General features: G+C 54.0%; 15 protein-coding genes and 1 tRNA gene. 9 read left to right on the top strand and 7 right to left on the bottom strand.

The features are described 5' to 3' along the window. Positions 1 to 18 precede the first annotated feature (18 nt). Positions 19 to 447: a cupin domain-containing protein gene (locus LBR61_08340; protein MDR1732087.1), complete on the bottom strand. Its 429-nt coding sequence runs from the start codon at positions 445 to 447 to the stop codon at positions 19 to 21. Positions 448 to 475: 28 nt separating this feature from the next. Beyond that, on the bottom strand, positions 476 to 913 hold the full coding sequence (locus tag LBR61_08335; protein ID MDR1732086.1) for a pyridoxamine 5'-phosphate oxidase family protein: 438 nt from the start codon (positions 911 to 913) through the stop codon (positions 476 to 478). A gap of 284 nt (positions 914 to 1,197) precedes the next feature. Here LBR61_08335 and LBR61_08330 point away from each other — a divergent pair, with 284 nt between their 5' ends. Beyond that, positions 1,198 to 1,365: a hypothetical protein gene (locus LBR61_08330; protein MDR1732085.1), complete on the top strand. Its 168-nt coding sequence runs from the start codon at positions 1,198 to 1,200 to the stop codon at positions 1,363 to 1,365. Positions 1,366 to 1,689: 324 nt separating this feature from the next. Here the strand turns inward: LBR61_08330 and LBR61_08325 are convergent, their stop codons facing one another. Then, positions 1,690 to 2,709 (bottom strand): 2-keto-3-deoxygluconate permease, encoded by a 1,020-nt coding sequence (locus LBR61_08325; GenBank protein MDR1732084.1) that lies wholly within the window; start codon positions 2,707 to 2,709, stop codon positions 1,690 to 1,692. Positions 2,710 to 2,991: 282 nt separating this feature from the next. Then, positions 2,992 to 4,182, bottom strand: coding sequence for a M20 family metallopeptidase (locus LBR61_08320; GenBank protein MDR1732083.1), 1,191 nt, complete (start codon positions 4,180 to 4,182; stop codon positions 2,992 to 2,994). A gap of 217 nt (positions 4,183 to 4,399) precedes the next feature. Between LBR61_08320 and LBR61_08315 the strand changes: the two genes are divergently transcribed. The 6 genes from LBR61_08315 to LBR61_08290 all read left to right on the top strand — a co-directional run bounded on the left by LBR61_08315 (position 4,400) and on the right by LBR61_08290 (position 8,197). After that, positions 4,400 to 4,738 (top strand): histidine triad nucleotide-binding protein, encoded by a 339-nt coding sequence (locus LBR61_08315; GenBank protein ID MDR1732082.1) that lies wholly within the window; start codon positions 4,400 to 4,402, stop codon positions 4,736 to 4,738. Positions 4,739 to 4,771: 33 nt separating this feature from the next. Next, a complete protein-coding gene (gene rpsU / locus LBR61_08310) occupies positions 4,772 to 4,963 on the top strand; it encodes a 30S ribosomal protein S21 (protein MDR1732081.1) in 192 nt (63 codons plus the stop codon). Positions 4,964 to 4,965: 2 nt separating this feature from the next. Continuing rightward, positions 4,966 to 5,424, top strand: a complete 459-nt coding sequence (locus LBR61_08305; protein MDR1732080.1) for a GatB/YqeY domain-containing protein — start codon at positions 4,966 to 4,968, stop codon at positions 5,422 to 5,424. A gap of 252 nt (positions 5,425 to 5,676) precedes the next feature. Then, a complete protein-coding gene (locus LBR61_08300; GenBank protein ID MDR1732079.1) occupies positions 5,677 to 6,843 on the top strand; it encodes a hypothetical protein in 1,167 nt (388 codons plus the stop codon). 59 nt (positions 6,844 to 6,902) lie between these two features. After that, entirely contained in the window at positions 6,903 to 7,574 is a 672-nt protein-coding gene (locus LBR61_08295; protein ID MDR1732078.1) for a TetR/AcrR family transcriptional regulator, read from the top strand. Positions 7,575 to 7,621: 47 nt separating this feature from the next. Next, the gene (locus LBR61_08290; GenBank protein ID MDR1732077.1) at positions 7,622 to 8,197 is read left to right on the top strand and encodes a redoxin domain-containing protein; all 576 of its coding nucleotides are present in this window, start codon (positions 7,622 to 7,624) and stop codon (positions 8,195 to 8,197) included. 84 nt (positions 8,198 to 8,281) lie between these two features. Here the strand turns inward: LBR61_08290 and LBR61_08285 are convergent, their stop codons facing one another. The 3 genes from LBR61_08285 to LBR61_08275 all read right to left on the bottom strand — a co-directional run bounded on the left by LBR61_08285 (position 8,282) and on the right by LBR61_08275 (position 10,360). After that, on the bottom strand, positions 8,282 to 8,602 hold the full coding sequence (locus LBR61_08285; protein ID MDR1732076.1) for a hypothetical protein: 321 nt from the start codon (positions 8,600 to 8,602) through the stop codon (positions 8,282 to 8,284). A 35-nt stretch (positions 8,603 to 8,637) separates the two neighbouring features. Then, entirely contained in the window at positions 8,638 to 9,639 is a 1,002-nt protein-coding gene (locus LBR61_08280; protein MDR1732075.1) for a dihydroxyacetone kinase subunit DhaK, read from the bottom strand. Positions 9,640 to 9,730: 91 nt separating this feature from the next. Further along, positions 9,731 to 10,360 carry a dihydroxyacetone kinase subunit L gene (locus tag LBR61_08275; GenBank protein MDR1732074.1) on the bottom strand — a complete coding sequence of 210 codons (630 nt, stop codon included), beginning with the start codon at positions 10,358 to 10,360 and terminating at the stop codon, positions 9,731 to 9,733. Between the two features lie 361 nt (positions 10,361 to 10,721). Here LBR61_08275 and LBR61_08270 point away from each other — a divergent pair. After that, positions 10,722 to 10,796 (top strand) — tRNA-Thr (locus tag LBR61_08270). A 495-nt stretch (positions 10,797 to 11,291) separates the two neighbouring features. Beyond that, the gene (locus LBR61_08265; GenBank protein ID MDR1732073.1) at positions 11,292 to 11,990 is read left to right on the top strand and encodes a hypothetical protein; all 699 of its coding nucleotides are present in this window, start codon (positions 11,292 to 11,294) and stop codon (positions 11,988 to 11,990) included. The last annotated feature ends 130 nt before the right edge of the window (positions 11,991 to 12,120 follow it).

The following is a 12,120-nucleotide window of genomic DNA, read 5'->3' as shown; positions in this document are numbered from 1 at the left end:
AAAGTCTGATGAGTCCTTCTATTTCGGGGTTTCTCCTGCGATGACGGAGATCATCACCAGGTCTTCCTTCCCGGTGTTGGTCATGCCGTGGGACTGCCCCTTCCGGGCGATGGTGATGTCGCCGGGACCCACTTCATACTCTTTCCCGTCGTCGTTTTTGAACGTGCCTGTTCCCGAGATGACGATGTAGACGTCTTCATTGACGTCGTGTTTGTGGAATCCGATGGAATCTCCCGGTTTGAGAGTCAGCCAACCTATTTCCCTGACGGGATTCTCCATGGGGGGCATGTCCCGGGTGAAGGCGTATTTGCCGTACAGAACGCCGACGCCGCCACCCGCTTTCTGCTTGTCCAGGACGATATGGTTTTCCTTCTTAAAAATGTCGGCAAACGCGGAAGACGCCATCAAACTCACCACAACAACGACTGCGAAGCACAAGATGATCATTTTTTTCAACACAAAATCCTCCTGTCTTTCAAAATTTGGGGATGGCGTCTTTGAGGTACAAAACCTGCGTGTTGTCGTCGTCCGCCGAATACATTTTCTCCAGTCCGGGCTGCAGGTCGATCAACAACTGTTTCGGCTCCCTTCTGGGGTCGTCGACGGCAACGGCCTGAATGCGAACCCACGTTCCGTTTTTGTCGAGCGCGCAAATTTCGACTTTGGGATTGGCGGCCAGTTGCTTTGACACGTCCTTGATTTTTCCTGTCTGAATATAGAGCCTGCCCTCGAAAATACCGAGGCTCCCGAACGGGCGTACCCTCGGCTGGTCGCCTTCCATTGTGGCGATGTAGTAATTGCCACAGCTTTTCAGGAAATCACAGACCTCTTTCACATTGGCCTCCCTGTCTCCGTCGGCGGCCTGTGACGCGCCGTACCCTCCCGTGAACAACACCGCCAGCAGAAACAACAAGGCAGACATGAGCCTCTTTTTCATTTCCAACCACCCTTTCATCTGATTTCACAAAGTAAACACAGGTTATCAAAAATGCTGATTCATTGCAAATAGTCTGATTATAAGCCTTACAAGCTCCAGCGATGAACGGAAAACGCCTGCCCGCGCGGGGAAAATCTGAAGCGCATATCCTGATTACAGACGAACAACAATGAATAACAGATAAGTGACAGGGAATTTGACTTTTGAGGTAAATTCCTGTATCATACCTTAAATATGCAAAAGGAAAGGGAGGTGGATGGATGAGCTGTGAAGCAACAAAACTGGTCTACTCCGACGGCAGGCCCCAGTGGCTGATGCCCGACGGATCCATGATTCCCGCGAAATGCGGCAACGATGGTTCCGTGATGGCGACAAACCTGTACCTGAAAGACAGATATTCCGATGCGACCCGCCTGATCATGGGCTGAAGCGAAGGACAGGTCGGCCACAAAATGGAGTGAGACCTCAAAAGTCCGCGGCGACAGAAGGCCGCGTACATTTTTTCAAGGGTGATTCAGGGCAGAGAGGCTCTGTTCTTCTTCCGGGCAGTTACCGAGATAGAGGCAGTTGTAATGGTCAAGCGAGGCAAATTCCAAAAGGAAAAGGTTTTTGTTTTTACAGGCGCTGATTCTCCTTATCTGAAAAAGTGTGATGGAAATCCCCGGCACGCGAAACCGTCGTCTGCCGGGGATTGTCGTATGCAACCAGACCCTTTGAAACGGAAGGTCTTTGAAACGAAAGGATGAAGAACTTTACAAATTGGTGCCGATGTCCTTGATTCCGGGGCCGCCGGCCGCCGCATCCAGACCCGCCTTTTTCGCTTCCCGCCTCGACAGGTAGTCCACCAGCAGGGGGCAGAGAATGGCCGTGATGACGATGGAAGCTCCCACCTGAGCCGTAGCGATGGGCGCGTAGGAGGCGAAGGACGGATCCACCGCCGCAAAAGCCGCCGGCGTGGCGGCCGCGTTGCCCGCGCTCGTCCCTACACCCGCGCCAACCGCGGCGCTTTTGCGCATGGATTTGGGGACGAAGATCTTATAGACGAAATAACTGCCGACCCCCGTGACCACCAGCGTCAAAAGCCCCAGCAGAATCCCGGGCAGCCCCGCCTCCACAAGCTGCTTCAGGCTGAGCCCCGCCCCCAGCGGGAAGGCGAAGAAGGGGATGGAAAGCATGACGCCCGGTTTGAGGAAGTCGCGAATATCGTCGTCCAGGTTGCCCAGGAGCATTCCGATAAGAATGGGAACGACCACCGCCCACAGGGTGATCCAGGGGATGTTGGCCAGCCCCGTCCCCGCCATGAAGGCCATCTCGAAGAAGGGACCGTCGTTGCTGGAGAGCACCGCCACCGCTCCCACGTCCGAGTCGTCGCCATAACGGGAAGCCAGGGCCGCGAACAGCCCGCCGTTGGAGTTGGACATGGCGGAGATCATCGCCAGAGGCGTAAGCCCCAGCCAGGTCGAGTGCTGCCCCACGAACTTTCCCACGATGAGGGCCGGAATGACCCCCAGCAGAACCTTGCTGGTGTTGAGAACGATTCCCTTCCACAGGGCGACTCCTGCCGTCCTGACGGTAATTTGAGCTCCGCTGCAGAAAAGCAGCACCGCGATCAGGGGCATGGCTCCCTGTTTGAAAAGAAATGTCGTGAAGCTTCCGATCATCAGAGACTGCGGCGCAAAGGTGTTGACCAGACACCCCAGCACCAGAAACACCACCATCAAACCGCCCGGAACCTTGTGAATCGTTTTGAGAATAGGAACCTTGCCCCACATAAGAACTCCTCCCTCTCTGAAAAAGCACATTCTCCGTCTCTGGAAAAACATACCGTCCGTTCACGCGGCGACGAGGGTTCCCTCCTTTCCTGACGGTCCACGACCGGTTTCGGCGCCGCGGCCAACGCTCGACACGATTCCGCTCATTTCCACGCTTTTCTTTTTCTATCCTGACTTTTCTGTCTAACCTGTTGTGTTGTCTCTGAATTTTTAAAAATAGTAACATTCGTTTTAAAACGCGTCAAGAAGGTCCGTCAGAACAAAAAACGACGGAGATGCTCGTCAGCAGCGGTTTGGAGCCGCGTTTTCCTCGAATTCCTTCCGGGCCTGAGCCCGCAGAGCCTCGTCCGTTGCCAGGTCCCAGCCGGTAAGGGCGAGGGCCTGAGCTGCCAGCAGGACGACTTTATCGGCCCGGGGCGATTTCGCGGCCTCCCGAAACTCGTCCGTGTGCCCCAGAACGGTTTCCGCCGCGATGGAGACGTAATCGTGGATCGTGGGGACCACCATCGAAACGTTCCCCACGTCGGAAGAGCCCACTCGCGCTTTCGGGTTCGGATACATCACGGACTCTCCCTGTTCCTCCAGGTGGACTTTAAACCGCTCCCCCATGGTCATATTTGGGTAGCGTTCGGCAAACAGAGGCGCTGTTTCGAAGGTCAGTTCCGCCCCCGTAAGGGCCGCTGCCGACTGGGCCGCCCGGCGAATGCCCTCCACCATGGCCGTCAGTTCCAGCTTCGTCCCGGCCCGAACCGTGAAGCGCCCTTCCGCCAGTTCGGGAACGATATTCGAGGCCGTTCCCCCCGAGGTGACGATGCCGTTGCAGCGTCCCGTGTCCGGCCAGACCTGACGCAGGGCATCGATGCCGTTGAAGAGCGCGATCAGAGAGGTCAGCGCGTTGATTCCCTTTTCCGGAGAGGCCGAGTGAACGGCCCGTCCCCGGTACCTCGCCGTCACTCCCTGAGCCGCCAGCGCGCCTCTTCCGATGACGTTCTGGGTTGAAGGGTGCATCATCAGCGCGAAGTCCACGTCGTCAAAAGCTCCCTTCTCCACGAGATGAACCTTGCCCCCCTGTCCCTCTTCGCCCGGCGTTCCGATCACCAGGACCTCCCCGTCCACCTTCGCTTCGGACAGGGCCTGAGCCAACGCGATCCCCGCGCCCAGGGCTGAAGAGGCGATGATATTGTGCCCGCAGGCGTGACCGGCCCCCGCCAGGGCGTCGTACTCCGCCATGAAGGCGATACGCGGTTTTCCGGAACCGAAACTCCGGGAGGCGCGGTAAGCCGTCGCCAGCCCGCAATACGGAATCTCCACGGTAAAGCCCCGTTCCTTTAAAAATTCCACCTGCCATTGGGCCGCTTTGTGTTCCTCAAAACCGAGTTCGGGGTTCGAGTGGATGTCGTGGCTAAGTTTCAGCAACGCCTCCCGGGCCACTTCGAGGGCGTCTTCGACGATGCGCTTTCCTTCCTGATTCATATCTGTTAAGCTCCTTTGCACGGCGCAGATTTATAGAGCGCGGAATGGATGTGTCACGGAATTCAATATAGCACATTTCGAGGTGCGATGACGCGACCCATGCGGCGGCGCGCCGATAAAGTTTTCGTTCCGTTTTTTTGCCGGAGGTTTCTTTTTATCTATTGTGCCTGGCCGGAGAATGTTATAAAATTAAAAATTAAGGCGAGGTGAATATACGATGAGTGATTGCATTTTCTGCAAAATAGCGAAGGGCGAAATTCCTGTGGATTTTATCTACAGGGATGATTCCGTCGTTGTGATTCGCGATGCTTCTCCACAGGCTCCTGTGCATTTGCTTGTCATTCCCGTGCAGCACATCGTATCCGCCGCCGAGGCAGACGACCCGAATATCTGGACCCTGGTCATGGGCAGGGCGGTGGAGACCGCCCGCAGTATGGGACTCGAAAAAGAGGGGTTCCGCATGGTCATCAATACGGGAGTGCAGGGCGGACAAACGGTGCCGCATCTTCATCTGCACCTTCTGTCGGGGCGTAATTTTGGCTGGCCGCCGGGTTAGGCCAGTCGAAAACCCGGAAGGGGGGGATGTTAGATGACGACGGTCATTCGTAAGGATGGAGAAAGCCTGGAGGATGCTCTGCGCAGATTCAAACGAGAGGTTTCGAAAGTAGGAACACTCCGTGAAGCGCGAAAAAGAGAGCATTACGAAAAGCCCAGCGACGCCAAAAAGCTGAAGCGGGCCGAAGCTGCCAGGAAGCGCAGGAGCAGCAGATCAAGAGGATAAAAATGGGACTTGTGACGAAAGTTGCCGCCGATCTGGTTCTTGCCATGAAGGCGCGGGAAGAATTGAAATTGTCCGTTTTGCGTATGCTGAAGGCCGAGTTCCAAAAAGCCCAGGCCGACAGGGGCAAGGCTGTGCCGCTGACGGAAGAAGACGCGCTGACGCTGGTGCGGCGCCTCATCAAACAGCGCAGAGAAGCCGCGGAACAATATGAGGCCGCGGGGGTTTCTGCGCGTGCACAGGAGGAGCTGAAAGAAGCCGCCGTTCTGGAGGAGTACCTTCCCGCCCAGCTTGGCGACGAGGAACTGGACGCTCTCATCCGGGCCGCGGGGGAAAAGGCGGGCGTCGCCTCCCCGAAGGATATGGGCAAACTGATGAAGGTTCTGATGCCTGAAGTGGCCGGCCGTGCCGACGGAAAACGCGTAAAGGAACGAGCGACGCAGTATTTGTCATCACTGGTGTGACACGGAAACAAAATTTTCCGGTACAGGTGAGTTGAAAAATCAGAACAACCCCGGATTTTCGCAGGTCCGGGGCTGTTTTTTTGCGGACTTCATCTCCACGAACAGGATCGGAAATCCTTCGAGATTTTTCAAGTATCCTGAAAATTATTTGACTATTTTTATAATGATCTCTTGCGGAATAGACAAAGTCTTTATACAATAATGTAAATGATATAAACGAACGTTTATTTGATCAGTCTCACGGAGGTTCAAATGAAAGGCGAATGCGTCGCAATGCTTCTTGCCGAAGGGCAGAAAAGAGGCTCGGGAGCACTGGCAGCCTTTTTACCGAAATCAATGATTTTCTACGGCGGCAGTCACAGGCTGATTGATTTTGCTCTGAGCGCCTGCAACCGCTCAGGACTGGACGTCGTTGGAGTCCTTTCTCAGGGGCCGAGTCCGGAGCTGCTGTGTCATATCGGCAACGGACGAGCCTGGGTTTCCTCCGGAGAGGGAGGCGTCTTTATGCTGCCCTCCGACGTTCAGGGCAGAGATTACACGGGGTCCGTCGATGCGGTACGCCGGAATTTCAGTTTTATCGAGCGTTTCACCCCGGAACATGTCTGCATTCTTCCCGGCGATCAGATCTTCACAACGGACTGCGCAAAAATGCTGACTGCCCACAAAAAAAGCGGAGCCGCCGTTACCCTGGCCGTGGCCGCGGCTCCCAAAAACACGACTCTGAGATTTTGCCCTGTCCGCCGGCATGAATCTCAGGAATACCTCGTTTCCACAGGAATCTACATCTTTCGGCGAGAGGCGCTGCAGCGGTATCTGATGGGCGATGAAGAGGAAAAAAGCGCCTGGCTCGATTTTGAGAGAGATGTGCTTCCGGCGATGTTCCGGGGAGGAGAAAAAATGCAACTCTGGCGCTTCGAGGGATACCGGAAAGAAGTGGATACGGCGGAAGATCTGTGGGAATCCGGCATGGATCTGCTGAACGACCCGCTTTTGTTCGCTCTGGCGGCAAAAACCGGAGGACTTCTCCGGTCCAACGGAGTCCCGGCTCCCGGCTACGTCAGGGAAACTCCCCACGTCAGCAGGAGCATTCTCTCCGGCCTGCAGGTCATTCAGGGAAGGGTGGAGCATTCCATTCTCTCCGACTCGGTCGTGGTGGAGCGGGGAGCGGAAGTGGTGGATTCAATTTTGATGCCCAACGTGTACGTCGGGAAGAACGCGAAAATTCACCGGGCTATTCTTGCCCCCAACGCGAGAGTGATGGAAAATGTGGAAATCGGAGCGGAAAAAGAAAGGAGAGATTTTTCTGATGAGTGTGCCCGCCCCCGGGGCATTTCGCTGATTGCCCCCTGGGTTTATATCCCCGCGGGGACGAAACTTCAAAAAGGTTCGTATATTGAGAGAGAGAGAATAGTCGGATAAATTTCGCCGCTTCATCTTCACCCCCCTCAGGCGGCGATTCGCGACAAGGAGGCTGCAAAGTGGCAAAAGATGATGTTACAATTTTTGAAGTTTTGGGCCGACAATATATTCTGCCGTACACTTCCATTGGCAATCAGACAAAAGAACACATCCTGATTGAAGCCACGATTCTTTTCGCCATGAACGGATACTCCGCGGTGAGCATGAGGGACATCGCCGTGAAGGTTGGCCTTACTCCCGGCGCGCTGTACAATCATTTCGCCGGCAAGGAGGAATTGTGGGACGCCGTTCTGGATCACGGGATAGAACTGTATTTTCTGTACCACAGGCACCTTGAAGAAGAACTGGAGAAAGCGAAAACCTTCGAGGAGATGCTGGATATTATGTTCTCGGAACCCAAGCAGATGAAAAACATGTTCACCTGTTACGCTTTTGGGCTCATCCAGACGGAACAGTTCCGTAACAAGCGGGCAGGGGAGCTTTTCAACGATGTTCTGTTAAAATTCGGACGGGACTTCACCCGACAATGGCTGGATCGATGCGTGGAACGGGGTATGGTGGAACCCTTCGACACGTTTACGGTGGCTTCGATGTTCGTTCACACCGTGATGATCGGAATCTCGCTCAGAGTGCAGGAAAGCCTGGACCGGACAATTCCCTGTAAAATTGATACGTTGTTCGAAAAGCTGAAACAATTTATTTTAAGCTCTGTGGGGAAAACGAAAACTTAGAAATTAGAGAGCTTAAAGGAAAGACCGTTCAAAAGGAGAGGGCATTTATGGGCAAACGGTATCATTCGGGAAGTGTCGTCGACGATTTCAGCTTCACCACGCCCTGGGGGGGAGAAAAGCAGTTCTCTTCCGCCGGCGCGGGGAAAAAGAAAGTGCTCTATTTTCTGCGTTACTATGGCTGCAATCTGACAAAACTCGCGTTTCGCGAGATCGCCGGGGATTTTGCCAGGTTCGCTGAAAAAGGAGTACAGGTCTGGGTGGCAATTCAGAGTTCGACGGAAACGGTCCGTTCCGAAATCAAAGAGGGGGAATTTCCCTTCGAAATCATTTGCGACCCCGAGGGAACGCTCTACCGTCTCTTCGATATCGGATACCTCCACATTGGATTTTTCATCAAGGGACTGGCCGGAACGCCTCCCCGGGACCCGACGCTCGAAAAACAGTTTCGGGACAAAATGGAGAAGGCCAACGCTCTGGGCATCACTCACGGCATATATGAAGGCTGTGAACAACAGCTCCCCGCCGTTTTTGTCATCGACGAAAACCGAACGATACTGCTCGCTCACTACGCGCGGGATCTTTCGGACCTGCCGGAGACTGAAGAACTGCTGAAAGCCCTCTGATTTCAATTCCCTGAATATCCCAAAATAAAAGCGGCGGACGGAAACGCTGCACCCGTAACCGTCCGCCGCTTTTATTTACCGGTCTTATTTCTGCTCGTACAGCTCCAGAATGGTGTTGTCCTTGATGACAAAGGCGATGCGAGTACCCGGCCCGATTTCCGTCAGAGGAAAAAGCACCTGATCCGCGTCCGCGATATAATGTTCCGCGTCGTCCACTTTGTAGGCGATGTGCGGGTTTTTGTGCATAATCTCCGGGAAAGGCGTTCCCTCTTCGAACTTCAGATACTCGATCTTATAATCGTAGTCCTCGGGGTTGCTCATCCAAAGCTTCATTCCCTCGTTGTAAACCATCCCGGGTTTTCTGTTGGTTATCGGTATCCCGATATGCATGTATTCCGCGCTCATCTTCGTCTCCTCCTTTTCGGATATTTTGCCGGTCTCTACTGCTTCTTCATGTAAGGCGTGTTGCAGGGGGCATTCCAGTAACGGAGCAGTTCGTCGTCCATTCGAGCGATAAACATCTGAAATCCCGCCTGCTCCTGGACGGTCAGGAGTTCTCCAACATAATTCGCCACAAGCTGGATATTCTTTTCCTTCAGAATTTGAACGCACCTGCGGTAAATGATGAACAGCTCCATCAGGGTCGTCGCTCCCGCCCCGTTCAGGATAAGCATCAGTTTTTCGCCGGACTGGATGGAAAGGTCCTTCAGGAGAGCGTTCAGCATGATGTCAGCGGTGGCATCGGCGGTTTTCATGGCAGAACGCCCACCGCCGCCCTCGCCGTGCTGCCCCATGCCGATTTCCATTTCGTCCTCCCCAAGGTCGGCCAGCATACTGCCCGTGGAAGGGTGAGTCGCGCCCCGCACGGCCACCGCCAGGGTCGCCATGTTGTCCGCGAACCGCTGAGCGACAGCAGCCACCTCTTCGAGACTTTTTCCTTCAGCCGCGGCCCCGCCCGCGATCTTGTACGTGGGGATGCAGCCCACAAGTCCCCGCCGATCGTCGCTGTTGGAACGAGGCGCGTTGGAAACGTCCTCCTGAGTCACCACTTTGATGACGTGAAGTCCTTCCTTCTCCACCTGTTTCATGGTCAGATTTCCGGTCAGCATGTCGCCCGCGTGGTTGAGCACCACGTACAGAACTCCCTTCCCCCGGTCCGCCATTTTGATGGCATCCACGCAGGCCTGGGGTCCCGGAGCGGCGAAGATGTCCCCTACGACGCTGATATCCACCATACCGTCGCCCACAAATCCGGAAATGGCCGGTTCGTGCCCGGACCCTCCCTGAGTCACAATGGTAACGCGATTAGCGGCTTCAAGTTTCCTGTTCACCACCATGTTGCCGGGTTTCAGCGTCACAAGGTCGGCGTGAGCGGCGGCAAAGCCTTCCAGCAGTTCTTTCGTGAGGTTCTCCTGCGCGTTGATAAATTTCTTCATCTTCATGTGCTGTCCCCTCCTGAATTTATGTGACTTCGGGCCTTTGGTTTTAAACCGGTATTCCTTTCAATTCAATTTCAAGTCAACCCCGCTTTTCTCAACCCTGCTTTTCGACGCCATATAAAAAGCCCTGGAACAGCAAAGCGGTACTTGCCGCTCCCACATCGGGAGTTCCAAGGGTTTTTTCTCCGTAACTGCGGGCGCGACCGAACTTCGCTACCATGTTCGCGGTATCCTTTGCCCCCTGAAGGGCCGCCCCTGACGCCGCCTGAAGAACCTTCACCACGTCGTTTTCCGCCTGACACGCGGCATCCACGGCCGGGATCAGGGCGTCCATCATGGTTTTATCTCCCACACGGGCTTTCGTGATCTCAAAAAGCGATTCCCGGCTGCCTGTCAGCATGGCCTTCAGCGTGGTCGCGTCTATTGCCGTTTCATCAGTCAGAGGCTCCGCCAGCCCTTCGACCAACGTCCCGTACAAAGGCCCCGCGCTGCCGCCGCTGATGCCCATGAAGCCCGTGCTCAGGTCCTCGATGAAATCCTTGATGCTTTCCTCTTTCCAGCTGTCGAGGCGCTCCAAAGTCAGGGCCGCCATTTTTCCGATTGTAACGCCATGGTCCCCATCACCGAAACGAGAGTCGATGTCGCTGAGAGAATCGGCATTTTGCTGCCAGATGAGGGCCACGGAACGAAACATGGAAACCACAGATTCTTTCGAGAGTAACACTCTTCACCTCCTCGCCTGTCTTACGACAACTCCCCTGCCCTTCTCCTGCCGAAGGTAATCGAGAAATACCGCTGAAGCCTGACTGCGAGTAACTCTTATGAGTAAAATCTGTACTGAATTGAAAGGTATTATGTTTTTATTATGCGTGATGCCGCCGTCGATGTCAAGAGAACGGGTCCAACTCTCAAAGGCCCTTCATTGGCGCGACTGTTCTCCCATACCAGACGTTATCACCGGCCGGCGACAATCCGACGAAGTTGACCTTGTCAAACGTAATGCAACCTGATAGAATGTTCCTTCGTGATGTGGAAGAGGCGAAGATACTGTATATTTGGCAGAGTCTCGTTTCTTTAGAGAAAGCGCCGGTGTGGCTCAGGGGTAGAGCAGCGCACTCGTAATGCGCAGGTCAACAGTTCGAATCTGTTCACCGGCTCCAGTAAAATCAAGGGTTCAGGGGATTTCTCCTGAGCCCTATTTATTTTCTTTGCCGTCTCCTTGCCGTTTTCATAAGGAAGTCTTTTCTTTCTGCATATTCCAAGTTGATTTTTTTGTTTGGCTTCTTTTTTCCTCCTTGTTCTATTTTGTTCCACAACGTTCTATAGTTTTCGTTTAAGTTATTATGTTATCTAATTTTACAGACTTGACTTCATCATAAAATAGGTTATTATCAACATTAACGAAATGAGATGAACATCAGGTTTCTCGATGCCTTGCACCGGAAGCGAAAACACAAATAAAGGCTTATGATGTCAAAAGAAGAACGAACTTATGGTATAAACATGGCGTAGAGGAAAGAGTTGGAGATTCGTATGAGAACGGAAGGAGTTGAATTTTTGGAACAAGGACGGAACAAGGCATCAAAAGAGCATGAAATTGGCGTTATGATGAAACAAAGTTTGAAAGTCCCGGAATGGGAAGGAGTTGAGAAGTTTTGACATTTGACCGGTTGATAAAACGTGTGTTCAACAAATCAAGCAGGCTGTCCAACATCGCGCTCACCTGTAGTTTCGCGTCATTCTTATTCATGATCGCGCTGCTTGCCGTTTTTCAGAGAACAGGCGCGAAGTGGGCAAGCTATACGGGTGTCGCCAGTTTCTTTTCGGCGATTGTTTTCTGCGCGGTCGCGCTCGGAGCGCAAAACGTGTCCCAGGCGATCCGTGTCGTCTCGCAGGTAAGGATGAAGATCAGGGAAAATCAGGGCAACCCCGAAGATCCGCCTTCGTTCAAAGAGGACGATCCTCTTTATGCGAAGCTCATCAAAAAAGCGTTCAGGGTCACAGCAGCGAAGGGAGCGGATTTCCTCAAACCTTTGAAAATGGTTTTATTGACGCCCTCCAGAAGTTTGCGCGTCACTGTTCACGCCCGCAACAATGCCCGTTCGTACCGCAGAGCTTTACGTCCGGCCTTCGCTCATGCGTCCAGCGACGGCGGCGGAGGTAACGGCGACAGTTCAGGAGAATCAGACTCAGGAGACCCGCCCGGGCCTTCACATCACACACCACTACAACTATCCCAAACTTTTTACCGCAAACTGAATAGTTTCTCGCTTCGTCCGCGGCGTTTTTCACGTCGCCCCGGCTGTTGGCGCATGTTCCGCTGTAAATGCGCTGTAAGGAGGTGGGCGGCATGAGAGTCAGTTCCCGCGTCAAAGAAGCGCTTCCCCTGGTGGACTGGGACAGACTGCCGCTCATGCTCAATGAGACGGAGGCGGCGGCTGTTCTCGGCGTCTCCATCTCTTTCCTGCGCAAAGGCCGCTGTGA

This window comes from Synergistaceae bacterium, assembly GCA_031272035.1.
Taxonomy (GTDB): domain Bacteria; phylum Synergistota; class Synergistia; order Synergistales; family Aminobacteriaceae; genus JAISSA01.
Note: the sequence above shows the minus strand (reverse complement) of the source record. Positions and strands in the feature narration are given on the sequence as shown.

Excerpts from the sequence above, each read along its gene's own strand:
- LBR61_08330 (MDR1732085.1), top strand. The coding sequence starts at position 1,198 with ATGAGCTGTGAAGCAACAAAACTGGTCTACTCCGACGGCAGGCCCCAG.
- LBR61_08290 (MDR1732077.1), top strand. The coding sequence starts at position 7,622 with ATGGGCAAACGGTATCATTCGGGAAGTGTCGTCGACGATTTCAGCTTC.
- LBR61_08300 (MDR1732079.1), top strand. The coding sequence starts at position 5,677 with ATGAAAGGCGAATGCGTCGCAATGCTTCTTGCCGAAGGGCAGAAAAGA.
- LBR61_08320 (MDR1732083.1), bottom strand. The coding sequence starts at position 4,182 with ATGAATCAGGAAGGAAAGCGCATCGTCGAAGACGCCCTCGAAGTGGCC.
- rpsU (MDR1732081.1), top strand. The coding sequence starts at position 4,772 with ATGACGACGGTCATTCGTAAGGATGGAGAAAGCCTGGAGGATGCTCTG.
- LBR61_08325 (MDR1732084.1), bottom strand. The coding sequence starts at position 2,709 with ATGTGGGGCAAGGTTCCTATTCTCAAAACGATTCACAAGGTTCCGGGC.
- LBR61_08340 (MDR1732087.1), bottom strand. The coding sequence starts at position 447 with ATGATCATCTTGTGCTTCGCAGTCGTTGTTGTGGTGAGTTTGATGGCG.
- LBR61_08280 (MDR1732075.1), bottom strand. The coding sequence starts at position 9,639 with ATGAAGATGAAGAAATTTATCAACGCGCAGGAGAACCTCACGAAAGAA.
- LBR61_08285 (MDR1732076.1), bottom strand. The coding sequence starts at position 8,602 with ATGAGCGCGGAATACATGCATATCGGGATACCGATAACCAACAGAAAA.
- LBR61_08315 (MDR1732082.1), top strand. The coding sequence starts at position 4,400 with ATGAGTGATTGCATTTTCTGCAAAATAGCGAAGGGCGAAATTCCTGTG.
- LBR61_08305 (MDR1732080.1), top strand. The coding sequence starts at position 4,966 with ATGGGACTTGTGACGAAAGTTGCCGCCGATCTGGTTCTTGCCATGAAG.